This window comes from Nocardia sp. CY15, assembly GCF_009829295.1.
GTDB lineage: Bacteria > Actinomycetota > Actinomycetes > Mycobacteriales > Mycobacteriaceae > Nocardia > Nocardia sputi.
Map to the genome: position 1 here is coordinate 146,452 of NZ_VUOT01000004.1, position 17,228 is coordinate 163,679.

15 protein-coding genes are annotated in these 17,228 nt (G+C 68.0%); 6 read left to right on the plus strand and 9 right to left on the minus strand.

What is annotated here, in order from left to right; translation table 11 throughout:
• Positions 1-384: 384 nt before the first annotated feature.
• On the minus strand, positions 385-876 hold the full coding sequence (locus GVY39_RS08560; protein ID WP_159922425.1) for a DNA-directed RNA polymerase subunit beta: 492 nt from the start codon (positions 874-876) through the stop codon (positions 385-387).
• Between the two features lie 166 nt (positions 877-1,042).
• Between GVY39_RS08560 and GVY39_RS08565 the strand changes: the two genes are divergently transcribed.
• On the plus strand, positions 1,043-2,155 hold the full coding sequence (locus GVY39_RS08565; RefSeq protein ID WP_159922423.1) for a helix-turn-helix domain-containing protein: 1,113 nt from the start codon (positions 1,043-1,045) through the stop codon (positions 2,153-2,155).
• Between the two features lie 80 nt (positions 2,156-2,235).
• Positions 2,236-2,709: an NUDIX domain-containing protein gene (locus GVY39_RS08570; RefSeq protein WP_159922421.1), complete on the plus strand. Its 474-nt coding sequence runs from the start codon at positions 2,236-2,238 to the stop codon at positions 2,707-2,709.
• On the opposite strand, the gene GVY39_RS08575 is transcribed toward GVY39_RS08570, so the two are convergent.
• Positions 2,701-3,474: a 1-acyl-sn-glycerol-3-phosphate acyltransferase gene (locus GVY39_RS08575; RefSeq protein ID WP_159922419.1), complete on the minus strand. Its 774-nt coding sequence runs from the start codon at positions 3,472-3,474 to the stop codon at positions 2,701-2,703. The two genes, GVY39_RS08570 and GVY39_RS08575, sit on opposite strands and share 9 nt — an antisense overlap.
• A gap of 11 nt (positions 3,475-3,485) precedes the next feature.
• Positions 3,486-4,235 (minus strand): 1-acyl-sn-glycerol-3-phosphate acyltransferase, encoded by a 750-nt coding sequence (locus GVY39_RS08580; protein ID WP_159922417.1) that lies wholly within the window; start codon positions 4,233-4,235, stop codon positions 3,486-3,488.
• Between the two features lie 119 nt (positions 4,236-4,354).
• On the opposite strand from GVY39_RS08580, the gene GVY39_RS08585 reads away from it, so the two are divergent.
• The gene (locus tag GVY39_RS08585) at positions 4,355-5,278 is read left to right on the plus strand and encodes a hypothetical protein (protein ID WP_236565349.1); all 924 of its coding nucleotides are present in this window, start codon (positions 4,355-4,357) and stop codon (positions 5,276-5,278) included.
• 41 nt (positions 5,279-5,319) lie between these two features.
• Positions 5,320-6,858 (plus strand): Rieske 2Fe-2S domain-containing protein, encoded by a 1,539-nt coding sequence (locus GVY39_RS08590; RefSeq protein WP_159922413.1) that lies wholly within the window; start codon positions 5,320-5,322, stop codon positions 6,856-6,858.
• Between the two features lie 56 nt (positions 6,859-6,914).
• On the opposite strand, the gene GVY39_RS08595 is transcribed toward GVY39_RS08590, so the two are convergent.
• From GVY39_RS08595 to serS, 6 genes are all read right to left on the minus strand, one after another.
• Positions 6,915-7,256: a calmodulin gene (locus GVY39_RS08595; protein ID WP_159922411.1), complete on the minus strand. Its 342-nt coding sequence runs from the start codon at positions 7,254-7,256 to the stop codon at positions 6,915-6,917.
• Between the two features lie 166 nt (positions 7,257-7,422).
• On the minus strand, positions 7,423-8,442 hold the full coding sequence (locus tag GVY39_RS08600; RefSeq protein WP_159922409.1) for a MauE/DoxX family redox-associated membrane protein: 1,020 nt from the start codon (positions 8,440-8,442) through the stop codon (positions 7,423-7,425).
• Positions 8,443-8,496: 54 nt separating this feature from the next.
• Complete coding sequence (locus GVY39_RS08605; RefSeq protein ID WP_159922407.1) at positions 8,497-9,453, minus strand: DMT family transporter; 957 nt, start codon at positions 9,451-9,453, stop codon at positions 8,497-8,499.
• 63 nt (positions 9,454-9,516) lie between these two features.
• On the minus strand, positions 9,517-10,842 hold the full coding sequence (locus tag GVY39_RS08610) for an MFS transporter (protein WP_195069829.1): 1,326 nt from the start codon (positions 10,840-10,842) through the stop codon (positions 9,517-9,519).
• Between the two features lie 144 nt (positions 10,843-10,986).
• Positions 10,987-12,774 (minus strand): bifunctional diguanylate cyclase/phosphodiesterase, encoded by a 1,788-nt coding sequence (locus tag GVY39_RS08615; protein ID WP_236565348.1) that lies wholly within the window; start codon positions 12,772-12,774, stop codon positions 10,987-10,989.
• Positions 12,775-12,949: 175 nt separating this feature from the next.
• Positions 12,950-14,212, minus strand: coding sequence for a serine--tRNA ligase (gene serS, locus GVY39_RS08620; protein ID WP_159922403.1), 1,263 nt, complete (start codon positions 14,210-14,212; stop codon positions 12,950-12,952).
• A gap of 92 nt (positions 14,213-14,304) precedes the next feature.
• Here serS and GVY39_RS08625 point away from each other — a divergent pair, with 92 nt between their 5' ends.
• Together GVY39_RS08625 and GVY39_RS08630 are read left to right on the plus strand one after the other, a co-directional pair.
• Entirely contained in the window at positions 14,305-16,005 is a 1,701-nt protein-coding gene (locus tag GVY39_RS08625) for an aldehyde dehydrogenase family protein (protein WP_159922401.1), read from the plus strand.
• 75 nt (positions 16,006-16,080) lie between these two features.
• On the plus strand, positions 16,081-17,220 hold the full coding sequence (locus GVY39_RS08630; protein ID WP_159922399.1) for a septum formation family protein: 1,140 nt from the start codon (positions 16,081-16,083) through the stop codon (positions 17,218-17,220).
• Positions 17,221-17,228: the final 8 nt, after the last annotated feature.

The following is a 17,228-nucleotide window of genomic DNA, read 5'->3' on the forward strand; positions in this document are numbered from 1 at the left end:
CACTCCCGCGCGAACGTCATCGCCGCCGTGACGCACGCGGCGAAATCCAGCCTCAGACCGTGGAGGAACACACTGACGTGAACGTCCGTCTCCGATGAATTCGTGGATGAATCGCCGCACATCACGCACCTGATCCCAGAGTTGGCGCCGAGCGATGCCGTCGAGCTTCGACGGCGTTCGTATAGGCGCGGCGAAAGTATCGGTAGTTCTCACGGCTGACGATCACGGCCGCGACGAGCGTCGCGCAGGAGAGGAAATCGCAGTCGCGGTGCAGCTCGAGCGCCTGCCTCGCACTCTCGGGATCGGAGACAGGCCAGTGCGGATTATCGTGCGCGAGCCGGTCGCAACTCCTCGACGCTGAGGAACCGCCGAGCGCGCATCTCCTCATCCGGCATGGGGAGCCATTCCGGACCCCCGCCGAGTACGCGGCATCTGGTCCGCCCACGCCCGAACGGCTTCGACCACGACCGCACCCGAGGGACGGAAACCACTGCGCGGCGGCACTATCCAGCGCCTGATCGCACCGACCGATGCTGTGGGCGAAGGCAGCGCGATCGTCGCTCCCGCCCGCGCGACCGCCACGTCCAGCCGGAACAACTCGGCGAACAGCCGCACGTCATCGGGCAGATCCGGCTGGATGAGAAACGTCCACCGTCCCGAACGCGGATGCCCGACAACGGGTCCCAGCGCCACACCTCTGCTCTGCATGTGCGCCTTGACCGCCTGCCCCAGCCGAGCGGGCATCGTCATCGCCCACACCGATCCCGCACGCATCACGATCCGACCGAGTTCGGGAGGGTCGATCACGGCAGGCAGACCGCATTCCCGCCGATAGAACTGGCACCGTGACAGTGGAGTGTCGCCCCAAGCTTCCATTCGTAAACCCCCGCTCTTATTCGAAGACAATTGATGCGAGCGGCGACCCGACTGCGCTTCGGACCGCCCGCTACCAGGCGCTACGTAGTAGTCTCGAATGAATCCGTTTGGCGCGGAGTCGATTTGCCGTCCACAAAAGTCCACAGAATCGGGGTGCGTGGGATCGATGGAGAATCCTGGATCACTGCTCCGGGCCGCCAGGCAAAGCCGAGGAGTCAGCCTGGCCGCGCTCGCGGCGAAGACGAATTACAGCAAGTCGTTGCTCGGTATGTTGGAGAACGGGCAGCGGGAGGTGAAACAGCAACACATCATCGGCTATTCACGCGCGCTGAACATCCCGATAAGCGCCCTCATGACCCCCTCACCGGACCCGATCCGTATCGCACACGAATGGCTGGTGGCAGACTCCGCACCGAAGACGCATGCCTCCGCTGGGAGACGGGTGGGCGATTCCTTGGCGACCGAGATGGAACGCCGCGTGGTCGAACTGCGGCACCTGGATGACAGCATCGGCGGAGAGGAACTATTCCCGCTGGTATTACGAGAGTTCGAGAGCGCGCGGGAGGTCATCACCGAATGCAGCTATTCCGAACGAGTGGGCAAGCGACTGCTGGTCGTAGCCGGTGAACTCGCCCAACTGGCGGGCTGGGTAGCGAGCGACGCAGGCAGGTATGGCGACGCACAAGGTCTGTATCTGAGCGGTGCGTCAGCGGCTGATGACGCCGGAGACCGCGTCTTGACGGCGCAACTGCTGTCGAGTCTGAGCTATCAGATCGCCAATGTCGGCAACCCGCACGAGGCAGCGCTGCTCGCACGCACCGCCGTCAAGGGAGCGACCGATGCGCCTCCGGTAGTCCGGTCGTTGCTCACCGACCGCTTGGCGTGGGCATGCGCACGCACACGCGATCCCGACGCAGCCCAGCGAGCGCTCGATGCGGTGGACGACGCCTACGACCGCCGTTCACCGGACATTCCCGAGCCCGAGTGGGTGTATTGGGTGGACCGTACCGAGATAGACGTGATGGCGGGCAGGTGCTTCGTAGAACTGGACGAGCCCCGAAAGGCACACTCATTACTCTCCGGAGCGATCGAGCAACTCTCCACCGAGCGAGTCCGTGAGGTAGCCCTGTACCGTACCTGGCTCGCGGAGTCATACCTGAAGACTCGTGACCTGGACGCGGCACGGGCCACCATTCGCGAGGCACAGACCGCAGCCGACACCGCGCACTCGGCACGTCTCGACCGGCGCATTGCCGAAATCCAAGGAATGCTCGTCTGAATCACGCGTAACGATCGAACCACGGGCCGGAGAACCATCGCGCCCGGCCGGACGCTTCGCTATCCCGATCAAAGGCAGAGATGGTCAATCGACGCGACTACTACCGAGATCCCGCCGCTCCGAGAGCCAATAGTCTGGTTCCGGGTGGGTCCGCTCTGGTCGTCGACGACGAAGGCGCGATCCTCATGCAGCGCCGAGCCGATTCGGGCAACTGGTCTCTGCCGTGCGGCACCATGGAGATCGGCGAAACCCTCGAGCAGTGCGTGATTCGGGAGACCAAGGAAGAGACAGGACTCGATATCGAAATCACCGGTCTCCTCGGTATCTACACTGATCCGCAGCATGCCATCGCCTACTCTGACGGTGAGGTGCGCCAGGAATTCAACATCACCTTCTACGGCAAGGTAGTCGGGGGGCGGTTGACGGTCAGTGACGAGTCCACCGACGTCCGATTCTTTTCGGTCGAACAGCTCGCAGACGAACCCGTGCACGAGTCGGTCCGCCTCCGCCTGCGGCATCACGCAGAGAAAAGAACGCGACCGTACCTAGGGTGATCCGATAGCGGTGCCGCCCTGTCGGCGCTCTTTGGCCCGGCGTCGCCGTTCCATTTCCTCCCGCTCCAGGACGGCGGCTTGCGCGAGAGTAGGAGCAGTCCCGCCCAGCCGGACGGGCACCCAGCGGGCGCCCGGCTGCATCGGGTAGTTCTGCTGCGCTCGGTCCAGCAGCTCGTTCATGCGGGTGCGCATGGTGGCGGTGAGTTCTTCCGCCGGTTCGGCAGGCGGGATGGGGTCGCCGATGCGGATGTGCACCGGGAACTTGTGACGGCCGAGCTGTCTAGGAATGTCTTTGGTCCAGATCCGGTGGGCGCCCCAGATGACCAGCGGAACGATCGGGACGTCGGCTTCCACCGCCATGCGCGCCGCGCCGGACTTGAATTCCTTCAGCTCGAAGCTACGGCTGATCGTCGCCTCGGGATATACCACCACCAGCTCGCCCTCGCGCAGCGCCGTCACCGCGCGGGCATACGATTCGGCGCCCGCCGTGCGGTCGACGCCGATCGCCTTGCAGTGCTTCATGAGGAAGCCCACGATGCCGTGCTCGAGCTCTGCCTTCATCATGAACCGGACATTGCGGCCGGACTTCCGCCCGACCAGTCCGACCTCCATGAAATCGAGGTAGGCCGTGTGGTTCACGGCCACCACCGCGCCGCCGGAGCGCGGAATGTGCTCTTGCCCTTCGATATCGATGCGCAGACCCTGGGCGAAGAAGATGGCGCGGGCCAAGCCGGTGAGGATGTCGTAGACCGGTTCCCGCGCCATCACAGCTCCCGTTACTGATCCGCCGCGTCCTCGCGGGCGGCCTTCGCCTCGGCTTCGGCGGCGTCCATCGCGTCCGCCTCTTCCAGGGTAGGAGCGCTGCCGCCCAGTCGGGCCGGAACCCAGTACGCCCCGGGCTCGTGCACGTAGTCCTTCTGCAGGTCCAGCAGCATCTCCTGCATGGTCGAGCGCAGCTCGGCGGTGAGTTCCGCGGCGGGCTCGAATGGCTGGATCGGCTCGCCGACCGCGATCGAGATGGGCGTGTTGGTGCGACCGAGCCGTTTCGGGAAACCCTTCGTCCACACCCGTTGCGCGCCCCAGATGACGATCGGGATGATCGGCACCTCCGCCTCGATGGCCATGCGCGCCGCGCCGGACTTGAATTCCTTGATCTCGAAACTGCGGCTGATCGTCGCTTCGGGATACACGCCGACCAGTTCGCCCCGGCGCAGATATTCCACCGCGGCCTTGTAGGAGTCCGCGCCCGCCGAACGGTCGACCGGGATGTGCTTGAGCGCCCGCATGATCGGACCGGAGATCTTGTCGTCGAAGACCTCTTTCTTGGCCATGAACCGGATGTAGCGCTTCGGGGTGCGCACCGGCAGGCCCGCGTAGGTGAAGTCCATGTAGCCGGTGTGGTTCACCGCCAGCACGGCGCCACCCCGGGCGGGAATGTGTTCATCACCCTTGACGGTGAACTTCAGACCTTCGATGAAGAAGACGGTTCGGGCGAGCCCGATGATCGTCCGATAGACGGGTTCCACAAGTCCGCTAGCGTAGTCGCTGCCCGCCCCCACCGGCAGATCGCCGCCATCGAGCCGCACCGGAGCCAGGACGCGTGAGCAGCCCGAACCGAACGCCCGGAGAGAAGAGGATCGTCGAAGTGGAACGCGCCCGACCGGTACCGCGCGAGTACGACCGCCGTTCAGCGAGTGTTCGGACTCGGGCGTCCGCCGGGCGAGCCGCCCGGGGTGCGCTCATCGGCGGCTTGATCCTGATCGGAACGGTCGCCCTGACCGGTTGCGACTCCGTGGTCGGCATTCCGGAGGAGAGCGCGCCGCAGGCGGCCGTCCGGACCACACCACCCGCCGCCGTCCCGACCACGCCGCCACAGAGCACCTCGGCGCTGCCCCCGGTCCCCGCCGACGCTCCACCGGTCGGCGCGGTCACCGGGCTGCCCGCCGCCGCCACCGCGATGCAGCGCTGGGCGGCCGACCTGCGATCGCACACCATCGCCGAAATGCAGGAGAAGTGCTGGACCGTCGCGCCCAAGAACGTGGCCGACATGTACCAGGACCAGCAGGAGATCCTCACCGCTTTGGCGCAGCCCGGCACGGCGACCGAGCAGGCGGTCGTCTGGAAGAGCTCGACGACCACGGTCGCTGCGGATCGCGCCGAGATCGAGACCGGCTATGCCTGCCCACGCGTCGCCGCGGCGGGCGCGGAGATCGCCTACAACGACGCCGATGCCCGCCACACGGTGCGCCGGTACCTGTCGCGCTTCGTCGGCACTCCGCTCGACCCCGCCGACAAAGAGGGCGACTACCCTTTGATCTGTAAGGCGTCCCCGGCGACCTGGGACCCCAAAGGCACCGGGCGTCCGAGCCCCGCCCCGCTGGCCGACAACCAGGGCGTGCTCACCGGGGCCACAGAGTTCGCCGACCAGCAGATCCGGTCGGAGCAGGTGAACACCGATTACATCGCGGTGCTCGTACCGGTGACCAACTCCTCCGGCGTGACGCAGACCCGCACCTTCACCTTGCGGTCCGAGCCGGACGGCTACTGCATCGGCGACGTCTCGCCATAACTACTACCCTGGTTGGCTGGCAACAGCAGGAGGAGCAGCTAGTGCAGATCACCAGCGTCGGACACGCCGGATTCCATATCCGCACCGCGGCCGGGTCGATCCTTTGCGATCCCTGGGTGAACCCCGCGTACTTCGGTTCCTGGTTCCCGTTCCCCGACAACACCCAGCTGGACTGGGACGAGCTGGGGGCATGTGACTTCCTGTACGTCTCGCATCTACACCGCGACCACTTCGACGCCCGGACGCTGACCGAGCACGTGAACAAGGCCGCGACCGTGCTGCTGCCGGATTACCCGGTGCCCGACCTGCGGCGCGAGCTCGAACAACTGGGCTTCCATAAGTTCTTCGAGACGGAGGACTCGGTCAAGCACACGGTGACCGGTCCCGGCGGCGACCTGGACATCATGATCATCGCGCTGCGCGCGCCCGCCGACGGCCCGATCGGCGATTCGGGGCTGGTCGTCTCCGACGGCGAGACGACCTGCTTCAACATGAACGACGCGCGACCGGTCGACATGGACGTGCTGCACGACGCGTTCGGCCACGTCGACATCCACCTGCTGCAGTACTCGGGTGCGATCTGGTACCCGATGGTCTACGACATCCCGGCCCGCACCAAGTCGAACTTCGGCAAGCAGAAGCGTCAGCGCGGCATGGACCGGGCCCGCAGCTACATCGAGCAGGTCGGCGCGACCTGGGTGGTGCCTTCGGCCGGTCCGCCGGTGTTCCTGGACGACGAGCTGCGCTACCTCAACGACGATCGCGGCGACGAGGGCAACATCTTCCCCGACCAGAAGGTGTTCCTGGAGCAGATGCAGATCCACGGAAACGCGGGCGGCATCCTCATGATCCCGGGTTCGGTCGCCGACGTGCGCGGCGCCGAGCTGACGTTGACCCATCCCAGTGACCCCGCCGAGATCTACGACAACAAGGCCGAGTACATCGAGCGGATGGCGCAGCGGCTCGCGCCGGTGCTGGAGGCCGAGAAGGCGACGTGGGAACGCGGCGAGGGATCGCTGCTGGAACCGTTGCGGAAGTTGTTCGAGCCGATCATGTCGCAGAGCGATGTGATCTGCGACGGCATCGGCTACCCGGTCGGCTTGGTGATCGGCGAGGAAACCATCGTGCTGGACTTTCCCAAGCGCACGGTGCGCGAGCCGATCGAAGGCGAGGGCCGCTACCGCTACGGCTTCCGCATCGCGCCGGAACTCGTGCGCACGGTGCTGCGCGACCGCGAGCCGGACTGGGTGAACACCATCTTCCTGTCCACCCGCTTCCAGGCCTGGCGGATCGGCGGGTACAACGAGTTCCTCTACACCTTCTTCAAGTGCCTCACCGACGAGCGCATCGCCTACGCCGACGGCTGGTTCGCCGAGGCGCACGACGATTCCGCCTCCGCCGAGCTCAGTGGATGGGAGGTGCAGCGCCGCTGCCCGCACCTGAAGGCGGACCTGTCGAAATTCGGAGTTGTAGAGGGCAACACCCTCACCTGCAACCTGCACGGCTGGCAGTGGGACCTGGAGTCGGGTCGCTGCAAGACGTCCAAGGGGCACGAACTGCGCTCGCGCAAGCTCGACTGAACCCCGCGTTCCGGCCGGCGCGTACACGCCGGCCGGAAGCGATTGCCGAGAGATTTCTACATATTGGTGACTTCGCGGACAAGCCTCGACGACCACGGGCACCACATACAGCCGGGCAGGAATGCGCCACACGCCTCGTCCAGGTGGTCGTTGACGTACATGATGCTGGCGTCGCAGACCTCGATCGCCATGGTGAAGAACGTGATGGTCTCCGGGTCCAGATGGAAGTCCCAGCCCGGGTTGTAGGGGGCCGGAAGCTTCCGGATCCGTCCCATGACGTGCACGGACATCTGTTCGTCACCCGTCAGGATGCGGCGGGCTTCCTCGATCCGCTGCTGGTTGTTCAACTGGATGATGAACTCTTTGCCCGAGTAGTCGGTGAATGCGAAGAGCGCCATGTCTTCCCCTCTTGTCGGTGGGTCCTCTTGTCGATGGATGGCGAATTCCGCACCGGTGCGACTCGATCCTATCCGCGCCGAGCCCAATATTTGCTGATAATTTGCCAAACAGCTGATAACCGGGCTCGGGTCGGTCTCGGCGGCGAAAAAGAGGTACGCCCCGAAACTAGATTCCCGCCGTGATCCTGCTGCGCTGCGGCTTACGCGGCGCTGATCGCACCTTGCCGGTCAGCTCCCGGATCGCGATGCCACCTCTGGCGACCGGCGCAGCGACACGTCCGTCGGGGTCGATCAACACCGCGGACGGGGTGCCGCGCACCCGGTAACGCAGGGCCGCCTCGTTGCCCTGCTGCACGAGAGACGGGATCGCGCCCAATCCCTGCTCGATACCCCAGGCGGCTTGCTCGGCGGCATCGCCGTTGCCGACCGCGACAATCGTCAGCGCGTGTGCTGTTCGCGCGTGCCAGCGGGGCAATTCCCGGGCCAGCGCCGCACACAGCTCGCAGCCCGGATGCACGAAGACCAGCAGCACCGACTTCGCCGCGGCCAGCAGATCCTCGAGCGTGGTCTTCCTGCCCTCGGTATCGAGCAATTCGAACTCCGGCGCCACCGCCCCGACCGGCAAGCCCTCCGCCCCCAAGGTGGACAGCGCCTGCTCGTCCACCCGGCGGCGCAGGATGCGCAGCTCACCCGCCAGCCATACCAGCACCGCGACCAGCGCGGCCACCACCGCACAGCCGATCGCGTTGTCGGCGGGCAGGCTCATCGGCACCCGCGGATGTGTCTGCGCGCCGAGGGCGACGATTACGGCGAGCGCGGCGAGAAGGCCGTTGCGTATCAGCGTCTTCGGCCCGATCGGCGCGGCGCTCGCACCACCGAAGCAGGAACACGACGGATGCTCACCGCGCCGCAGCAAGCGAGCGATCGCCGCCGTGAAGACGGCGAGCAACAGCAGCGCCGCCAGCGCGGCCACGCCGGATACCCACGGAAGCAACACGCCGGCCGCGATGATCGACTCGGCGATCGGCAGCCCCCAGGCCACCGTCGGCGCCCAGCGCAACGGTATCCCGAAATCGCCCACCGCCTGCCGCGTCGCACTCCGATCCGCCAGCTTGCCCCACGCCGACAGCCCGAAAACGACACACAGACCCAGCCGCGAAACCCACACACCGTATTCGATCAGCATGAGCGCACCCTCCCACATTCATGCGCTTCGGACATGAATGCGCGAGGAGTGTCCTCAGGACTGCGAGCGAGTGGCGACGGCGACCGCGACCAGAGTCAGCACACAGCCGATGACCGCGGTGACCGACAGGCCCGCGCTGGTCGGGGCCAGTACGTCGAGGATCACCGAAACCAGCAACTGCCCCGCCACCGAAGTGAGCCCCAGCAGCAGGACACCGATCCAGCGAACCGTCAGCGCGGCCAGCGCGATGAACGCGACGCCGATGAGCCCGCCCAGATACAGCCACGGCTCGGCGGGGAATTCGGCCGGACCGCCGGTAGCGGCGGTCACCACGGCCGCGAGGACGAGCAGAGCGACCAACCCGACACAGAAATTGACCATCGCCGCCGAGAGAGATCCGCCGACGGCGCCGACCTTGCCGTTCACCGCCTGCTGCCACGCCAGGCCGATGCCTGCCAGCGCGGGCAGCACGATCAGCAACGCCGTCGGGGTGCCGCGCAGCGCTTCGGGAACCGAGAGACCACCATCGGTCGCGCCGGTGTTGCCCGATCCGGCGATCAGCACCGCGACCACGCCGAGCGCCGCACCGGCCAGACGTACCGCGGTGACCGGCGTGCGGCCGCTCGGGCCGAGGCCGAGCCGATCGACCACGAGGCTGCTGAGCAATTGGCCCGCGACGGTCGCCACGGTGAACGCGGTGACCCCGATGGCCGCGACCGTCAGACCCTGGCACGCGACGAAGAACGCGCCGCACAGACCGCCGAGCAACTGCCACGGCCGCAACGCGCCGTCGGACAACGCGCGCCGCACCTGCCGCATGCCGTCCCGCTGGCGCGCGCTCACCGCGAACACCACCGCGAGCGCCAGCAGTCCGGTGGCGAAACTGATGGTGGCGGCGGCGATCCCGTCCTCGAGTCGCGCACCGAGCGCGCCGTTGATCCGCCCCTGCACCGCGACACCGGCACCGATCCCGAACCCGAAAACCAGTCCCACCCTCGCCTGCGCACTCACGACCCGCACGCTACCCAACGGACCCCGGCGACGAGCGGCTCATGTTCGCGGTGCCACTCGCGGTCAGTCGGAATGGGAAGGAAGCCAGCGCGGGGCGAGGGTGGCTATGGCAAGGATGGACCCACCGAGGAGGGCCAGGAGGGTGGACATGGAGAACCAGAGCGTCACCAGGGCGGCGAAACCGAAGACCACCAGGGCGAACACCTCCCCGAGGAGCCCGGAGACGGAGGTGACGGTGGCCCTGGCCGGGCCTTCGATGGCGTCCTGAAGACGGGCTCCCGCGACGATTCCGGCGTTGTAGACGATGCCGTAGGAGATTCCGATCGCCGTGAAGCCGAGACCGGTCAGCGGGTAAACAGCGTCCGGACGGCCGGTCGCGAGCCCGGCGACCAACGCGCCGGCGAAGAACAGCAGACCCGCGAAACCCACCGCGACCGACATCGTCCGGCCCGACATCCCTTCGGTGCGCCCCGCCAGTACCGAACCGGTCAGCGAACCCAGCACGGTGAGACCGACCAGCAGCGGCACCACGGCTGTCGAGACGCCCGCTTCCTCCGCCAGCAGGGCGAAGTACTCGTCGAACGCCGTGATCCCGAACAACAGCGCCTCCAGCAGCACGCCACAGCGCACGGCCCGCACCCGAACCGCTTCGCCCACACCGGCCTTCAGCATGGTGAGGTATCGCGCGAACGGCCGCGCGGGGTTCGCGAGGTTTCCCGGCTCGATCACCGCGACCTCGGAGGCGAACTCGCCTTCTCCGGTGCGCTCATCCACGACCAGAGCACCGGACACGCCAGCGGGCTGCGCGGGCGATGCCTGCTCCTCGTCTTCCAGATCGTCCACATTCGTAGCGGAGACCGCCTTGGGCGCCGTGGGCAGCGACAGCGCGATCAGCGTGTGCAGGGCCGCGACCGCGACGCTCGACCAGCCGACCAGGGCATAGCCGCCATAGAGGTAGAGGGGCGTCGCGGCGACGATGGCGACGACGACGGCCGCTTCCGCGCCCGCGCGGGTGTAACCGAGGATGCGCGGGTAGGCCGCGGCTTCACCGCGGGCCGCGAGGTCGTCGTAGAGCAGCGCCTCGAACGTGCCGGAGGCCAGAGCGCCCGAGGTACCCCACAGCACGAAACCGGCGGCGAAACCGCCGAAGGAGGGCGCTACGGTCCACAGCGCGAAGCCTGCCGTCAGCAATACGCCGCTGAGCACGAGCAGCCCACGCCGCGAGACGGTGTCGGCCCACGCACCGGAGGGCACCTCGAGCAGGAACGAGGTGGCAGACCAGATCGCGAACAGCAGGGAGATCTGCCCCGTGCTCATGCCGTGGTCGGCGAACAGCAGGGCATACAGCGCGTACAGCGGAATCAGTTCACCGATGCTCTTGAAGAGCACCGCCCGAACCGTCAGCGAGCGCAGATCGAGCGTGCGCGCGCTACCCGCTGAACGGGCGCGCAGCGATCGGGCGAATCAACAGCCATAGATGAGCAAACGCATGTGCAACAGCATGCTCACGGTCGGCTCGCGCCGTCAAGCGAATTACGGCAGCGGCACCCAGCCGTTGGCGGCGACCGAGTCCCCGTGGCCGAGTTCCCGATCCGTGACGCCGGGGCCGACCCGGCCCTTGTTCTCGTTCAGGTCGCTGATCAGCTCCGACACCGGATGCGAATCGCTGTAGTGGTAGCCCTGCGCGAGCGCGAAGCCCAGTTCGGTGAGCACCGCGGCTTGGTACTCGGTCTCCACGCCCTCGGCGATGACCTGCAAGTCCAGCGCATTGGACAGGGCGGCGATCACGCCGAGCAACGGCGGCGCGGGCGAGTCCGAGCGGATCGCCGCGACGAAGGACTGGTCGACCTTGAGGATGTCGCTCGGCAGGGTGGCAAGCCTGCTGAGCGAGGAGTAGCCGGTGCCGAAGTCGTCGATGGCGATGCGCACGCCCCGGTCGCGCAGGGTGTGCAGATTCTCGATCGCGGTCTGCGATTCGGCGGCCAGCTCGCTCTCGGTCACTTCGAGCACCAGCTGATCGGCGGGCCACCCGGTGCTCGCGAGGATGCCCGCCACCCGGTCGGCGTAGCCGGCTTCGGCCAGCTCCAGCCCACTGACGTTCACGTTCAGCGTCAGGTCGAGCTGGGCGAAGGTTTCCTGCAACCGTGCCGCGTCCGCGCAGGCGCGGCGCAGCACCAGCTCGTCCAGATCGGCGATGAGGTCGTACTCCTCGGCGACGCGGATCAAGCCCTCGGTGGTGACGTCCGGCTGCGCGCTGGAAGACCAGCGCAGCAACGCCTCCACGCCCACCGCCTTGCCGCCGCCTTCGGTCAGACTGACGATCGGCTGGTAGTGCACGTCGAGGGCGCCGCGGTCGATGGCCTCGCGCAGCTCCACCGCGAGCGGCAACTGCCGGGAGGACTCCAGCACCGTCCGATTGCGTCCGGCCTGCTTGGCCCGGTACAGGCCGACGTCGGCACGGCTGACCAGCAGCGACCCGGACTCCCCCGGCTGCCAGGAGGTCACGCCTGCCGAACAGCCGGTGGTCACCGCCGCGCGCAGCTGTTCGGTGAGCAGGATCGCGGCCTGCTCGGTGGTGTTCGGCAGCAGCAACGCGAACGCGTCGCCGCCGTAGCGCGCAAGGCGCTGGTCGGGGGCCAGCAGTTTCGACCAGGTGTCGGCCACCCGTTGCAGGACGGCGTCACCGGCGCGGTGACCGAGATGGTCGTTGATCTTCTGGAAGCGGTCGAGGTCGACCAGCACCAGCGCGAGTCCCTGCTCCGTCCTGGTGGCCTGCTGGATCGCGGTGTTCAGCGCCCGGTCGAAGCCGCGGCGGTTGAGCAGGCCGGTGAGCACATCGATGTCGGCTTCGGACGCCATCCTGGTCAGGATCCCGACGACGACGCCGACGCCGAAGGTCACGCCTGCCGGGATCAGCCCCGCCCACCACGGCAGCCCGGGAGTCACCGGCCGCGCGGGCAGCACCCACAGGCACAGCACCAAGGCGAACGCGATATGGGCTGCCGCCTGCGACCAGGCGAAGAACAGGGCGGCATCGCAGGCGATGAACACGTAGAACGCCGCGAGGCTGATCGCGCCCACGGTGTTCGGGAAGGAGTGCACCGCGATCGTCACCAGTACCGTCGCGATCGCCACGTAGACGTGATGGATCGAATGCGGCAGGCGCGGCCCCCACGCGAGCAGCGTCAAACCGAGCGCCAGCGCTACCGCCGCCGCTCCGCCCACCAGCGGCCGATTACCCTCCTCGCCAGGGGCGATGGCGGTGATCAGTAAACCGAGCACACCGCCCATGACGTAGAACGCCCCGGTGGTCCGAGCCATGACCATAGCCGTCGCCAACGCAGACGCGGCCCGCACCCGGGTTCGGGTATCGCCGCGAGACCCGATTCCTCGCACGATGAATAGCCTAAACATAAGGAATCCCGCCGGTTGCCACATCCCGGGAATCCGGCATGGCGAACGATTGGCTATTCACCTGAACGTCATTCGCGCGTAGTCAGTTCGACGGTTGGAGCACGTCGGTACCGACAAATGGGACGAGCGCGGGCGGCACACGAACCGACCCGTCGGCTTGCTGATGGTTCTCCAGGATGGCCACGATCCAGCGGGTGGTCGCGAGCGTGCCGTTCAAAGTGGCGGCGATCTGCGGCCTTCCGTTCTCGTCCCGATAGCGGATGCTCAACCGGCGAGCCTGGTAGGTGGTGCAGTTGGACGTCGAGGTGAGTTCCCGATAGGTCTGCTGGGTGGGCACCCACGCCTCGCAGTCGAACTTGCGCACCGCCGAGCTGCCGAGATCACCGGCCGCGACATCGATCACCCGGTAGGGCACCTCGATCGCCGCGAGCATCTCCTGTTCCCAGGCGAGCAGGCGCTCGTGTTCGGCGTCGGCCTGGTCCGGCGTGGTGAAGACGAACATCTCGACCTTGTCGAACTGGTGCACCCGGATGATGCCGCGAGTGTCCTTGCCGTAGCTGCCCGCCTCCCGGCGGAAACACGACGACCAGCCCGCGTACCGCTTCGGCCCGCCGCTCAGGTCGAGGATCTCGTCCGAGTGGTAGCCCGCCAGCGGCACCTCCGAGGTGCCGACCAGGTAGAGGTCGTCGTCGGCGAGGTGGTAGACCTCGGCCGAGTGCCTGCCGAGGAACCCCGTGCCCGCCATGACCTCGGGGCGCACCAGCACCGGCGGGATCATCATGGTGAAGCCGTTGGCCACGGCCTTCTGCGCGGCCAGTTGCAGCAGACCCAGTTGCAGCAGCGCGCCGTAACCGGTCAGGAAGTAGAACCGGGCCCCCGATACCTTCGCGCCGCGCTCCATGTCGATCAGGCCCAGCGACTCGCCGAGCTCCAGGTGATCCTTCGGCTCGAAGTCGAATTCCCGCGGCGTGCCGATGGTTTGCAGGACGACGTAATCGTCCTCGCCGCCCGCGGGCGCGCCTTCCTGCACCACGTTCGAGATGGCGCGGTGCGCGGCGTCCAGATCGGCGTCGGCGGCGTGCTGGGCGGCCTCGGCCTCCTTGACCTTGACCGACATCTCCGACGCCTGCGCCAGCAGCGCGGACCGCTCCTCCTTGCTCGCCTTACCGATCAGCTTGCCCATCGCTTTGTGCTCGGCGCGTAGGTTGTCCGCGGTGGCCACCGCGGCGCGCCGCGCCGCGTCCGCCTCGAGCAGCGCGTCGACGAGGGCGGGGTCTTCGCCGCGGGCCCGCTGCGAGGCGCGCACCGCGTCGGGGTTGTCCCGCAGGAATCGGAGGTCGATCATGAGCCACCAGCCTAGTGGTCGGTGTGTTGCCGTTTCACCCCGATATCCCAGGATGCGGTCCATCGGCGCTCGATCGCGCGCATAGTGGGCTTGTGGGCACCCCTTTCGACGAGACCGCCATCGACAACGCGCTGGCCGACCTCGCGGCGGGCGAGAAAGCCTGGGCCGCGACCCCGCTGCGCCGCCGCCGCGAACTGCTCGACGAGATCCACGCCCGGAGCGGCCGCTTCGCCGAGGACTGGGTGCGGGCCGCGTGCGTCGTCAAGGACCTCGACGAGAACTCCCCGTCGGCGGGCGAGGAATGGATGTCCGGCCCGCTCACCCTGCTCCAGGCCACCGCCGCGCTGTCGGCGACCCTCGCCGCACTGGAGACCGGGCGCAGCCCGCTGACCGATATCACGCTGCGGGAAGCTCCGGGTGGACGGGTCGCGGTGCCGATCCTTCCGCTCGGCGTCTACGACCGGCTGCTGCTCAACGGTTTCCGCGGCGAGGTGTGGCTGCGGCCCGGCGTCGACGCGGGCACCGCGCGCAAGCGGGCCGGACTCGGCCAGCTCGATCCCACCGCGACCGGCGGGATCGGCGCCGTGCTCGGCGCGGGCAACATCACCTCGATTCCGCCGTTGGACGCGCTCTACGAGCTGTTCGCGCACAACCGGGTGGTCGCGCTGAAGCTCAACCCGATCACCGACCCGCTGTTCACCGTGTTCGAGATGGTGTTCGAACCGCTGCTGGAGCTGGGCGTGCTGCGAATCCTCACCGGCGGCGCGGAGCAGGGCGGCTACCTGGTGCGCCACCCCGATGTCGCGCACGTGCACATGACCGGCAGCGCGCAGACCCACGACGCCATCGTGTGGGGCCCCGGCGCGGAGGGCGCGCAGCGCAAGAAGGACAACCGGCCCCTGCTGGACAAACCGATCACCAGCGAGCTGGGCGGCGTCTCGCCGACCATCGTGGTACCCGGCGACTGGTCCGCCGCCGACCTGCGCTACCAGGCCGAGCACGTGGCGACGCAGCGGCTGCACAACGGCGGCTACAACTGTGTGGCCGCGCAGGCGGTGGTGATCGGCTCCGAGTGGGACCGCAAGGACGAATTCCTCGCCGAGCTGCGCCTTGCGATGGAACGAGCGCCACAGCGCACCGCGTACTACCCGGGCAGCGACGCCCGTGTCGCCGGGGCGCTGGCCTCGTATCCGGAGGCCGAGCGTCTCGGCGCGGGGCGGGTGCTGGTCGACGGGTTGCCGCCGACCGGCACGCCGCTGCTGCGCACGGAGTACTTCTCCCCCGTGCTCGGCGTGGTGGAGCTGCCCTACGCGGGCGGTGAGTTCTTGCAGCGCGCGGTGGACTTCGCGAATGCCGAGCTGACCGGGACGCTCGGCGCGAACGTGCTCGCCCATCCGACGACCATTCGCAGGCTCGGCATCGCCTTCGACCGCGCCATCGAGCGGCTGCGCTACGGCGCGATCGCGGTGAACACTTGGACCGGGCTGGCTTTCCTGACGCCGCGGGCCGCTTGGGGCGCCTTTCCCGGGCACACCCTCGACGACGTGCAGAGCGGGATCGGCGTGGTGCACAACGCCCTGCTGCTCGACGATGTCGAGCGCACGATCGTGCGCGGACCGTTCCGGCCCGCGCCGCGCTCGCTGCTGGGCGGCGAACTCGCACTCTCCCCGAAGCCGCCGTGGTTCGTCGACAACGCCACCGCCGCGATCACCGGGCGCAGGCTCACCGAGTTCTACGCCGATGCCAACCCCGCCCGGCTGCCCGGAGTCTTCCTGTCGGCGCTGCGCGGCTGACCGCGACGCGCCGGTGCCGCGCCGATCGGGGCAGGTCGTGGCACCCCGGCACGGACGCTGCCATGATGGACCGCGATGTCCTCCGAACATGTGTCCCGGTCCCCGCAGGCGCCCAAGCGCGGCGCGTCGTCGCGCGCCGACTCGGTACGGCGCTCGTTCGACTCGGCCAAGGCCGCGCTCGCCGACAGCAAGCTGCGCGACTTGCATCTCTCGGCGCACACGTTGCGCTGGGGCCTGCTCGCGGTAGCCGTCGGCGCCGTCGTCGCGGCCCTGGTGACGCTGTTCGTGACCGGCTTCGACAACGAGAAGGGCCTGGAAGCCCACAATCCCGCCGCGCCGGCGCCGCCCGTCCTGGACAAGGAGTTCGGCACCGCCGCCACGGGCGATTGCCTGAGCTGGACCAAGCCCGACCGGTCCGACCTGGTCAAGGTCAACTGCTCGAACAAGCACATGTTCGAGGTCGCGGCCGACATCGATATGAGTCGCTATCCGGGCAAGGAGTTCGGCCCGGGATCGCGGTTCCCCGACTCGTTGCGGCTCACCGAGCTGAAGGAAGAGCACTGCGTGCCCGCGGTGCAGGAGTACATGTCCGGCCGCTTCGATCCGCGCGGCAAGTACATCGTCGGGTTGATGTACCCCAGTCCGGACGGCTGGCAGCACGGTGACCGAACGCTGCGCTGCGGCTTGCAGGTCGCGGCCAGCGTGGGCACCCCGCCGTCGGCGGGCAGCGCCACCGAGCACGATCAGTCCAGGGTGTACGGGCCGGGCGTGTGCCTGGGCATCAACCAGAACCTGCCCACCGATCCCGTGGACTGCGCCCAGCCGCACGCCGTGGAGATCGTCTCCACCATCGATCTGGGCGCCCACTTCACCGGCGGCCCGCCCGCGAAAGACGACCAGGACAAGTTCATGGAGGAGGAGTGCGGCCGCACTTCGACCGAGTACCTGGGCGCGCCGGACGTCATCCGCAACAAGACGCTCACGCTGTTCTTCGACTACATCGACGCCCGCAGTTGGATGGCGGGCAGCCGCAAGCTGGACTGCATGATCGGCAAGGGGGCTGATCGGGAAGGCTTCGCGCCGATCACCGGTTCGGCCAGAGGCGACATCCTGATCAACGGCCAGGCTCCGGTGCCGCCGCCGAACAGCGGCCGTTCCACGCCCACGCCGCTGCCCGGCGCCGCCCCACTGCCGCCGCAGCCCCAGCCGAGATAGCCGAGCGC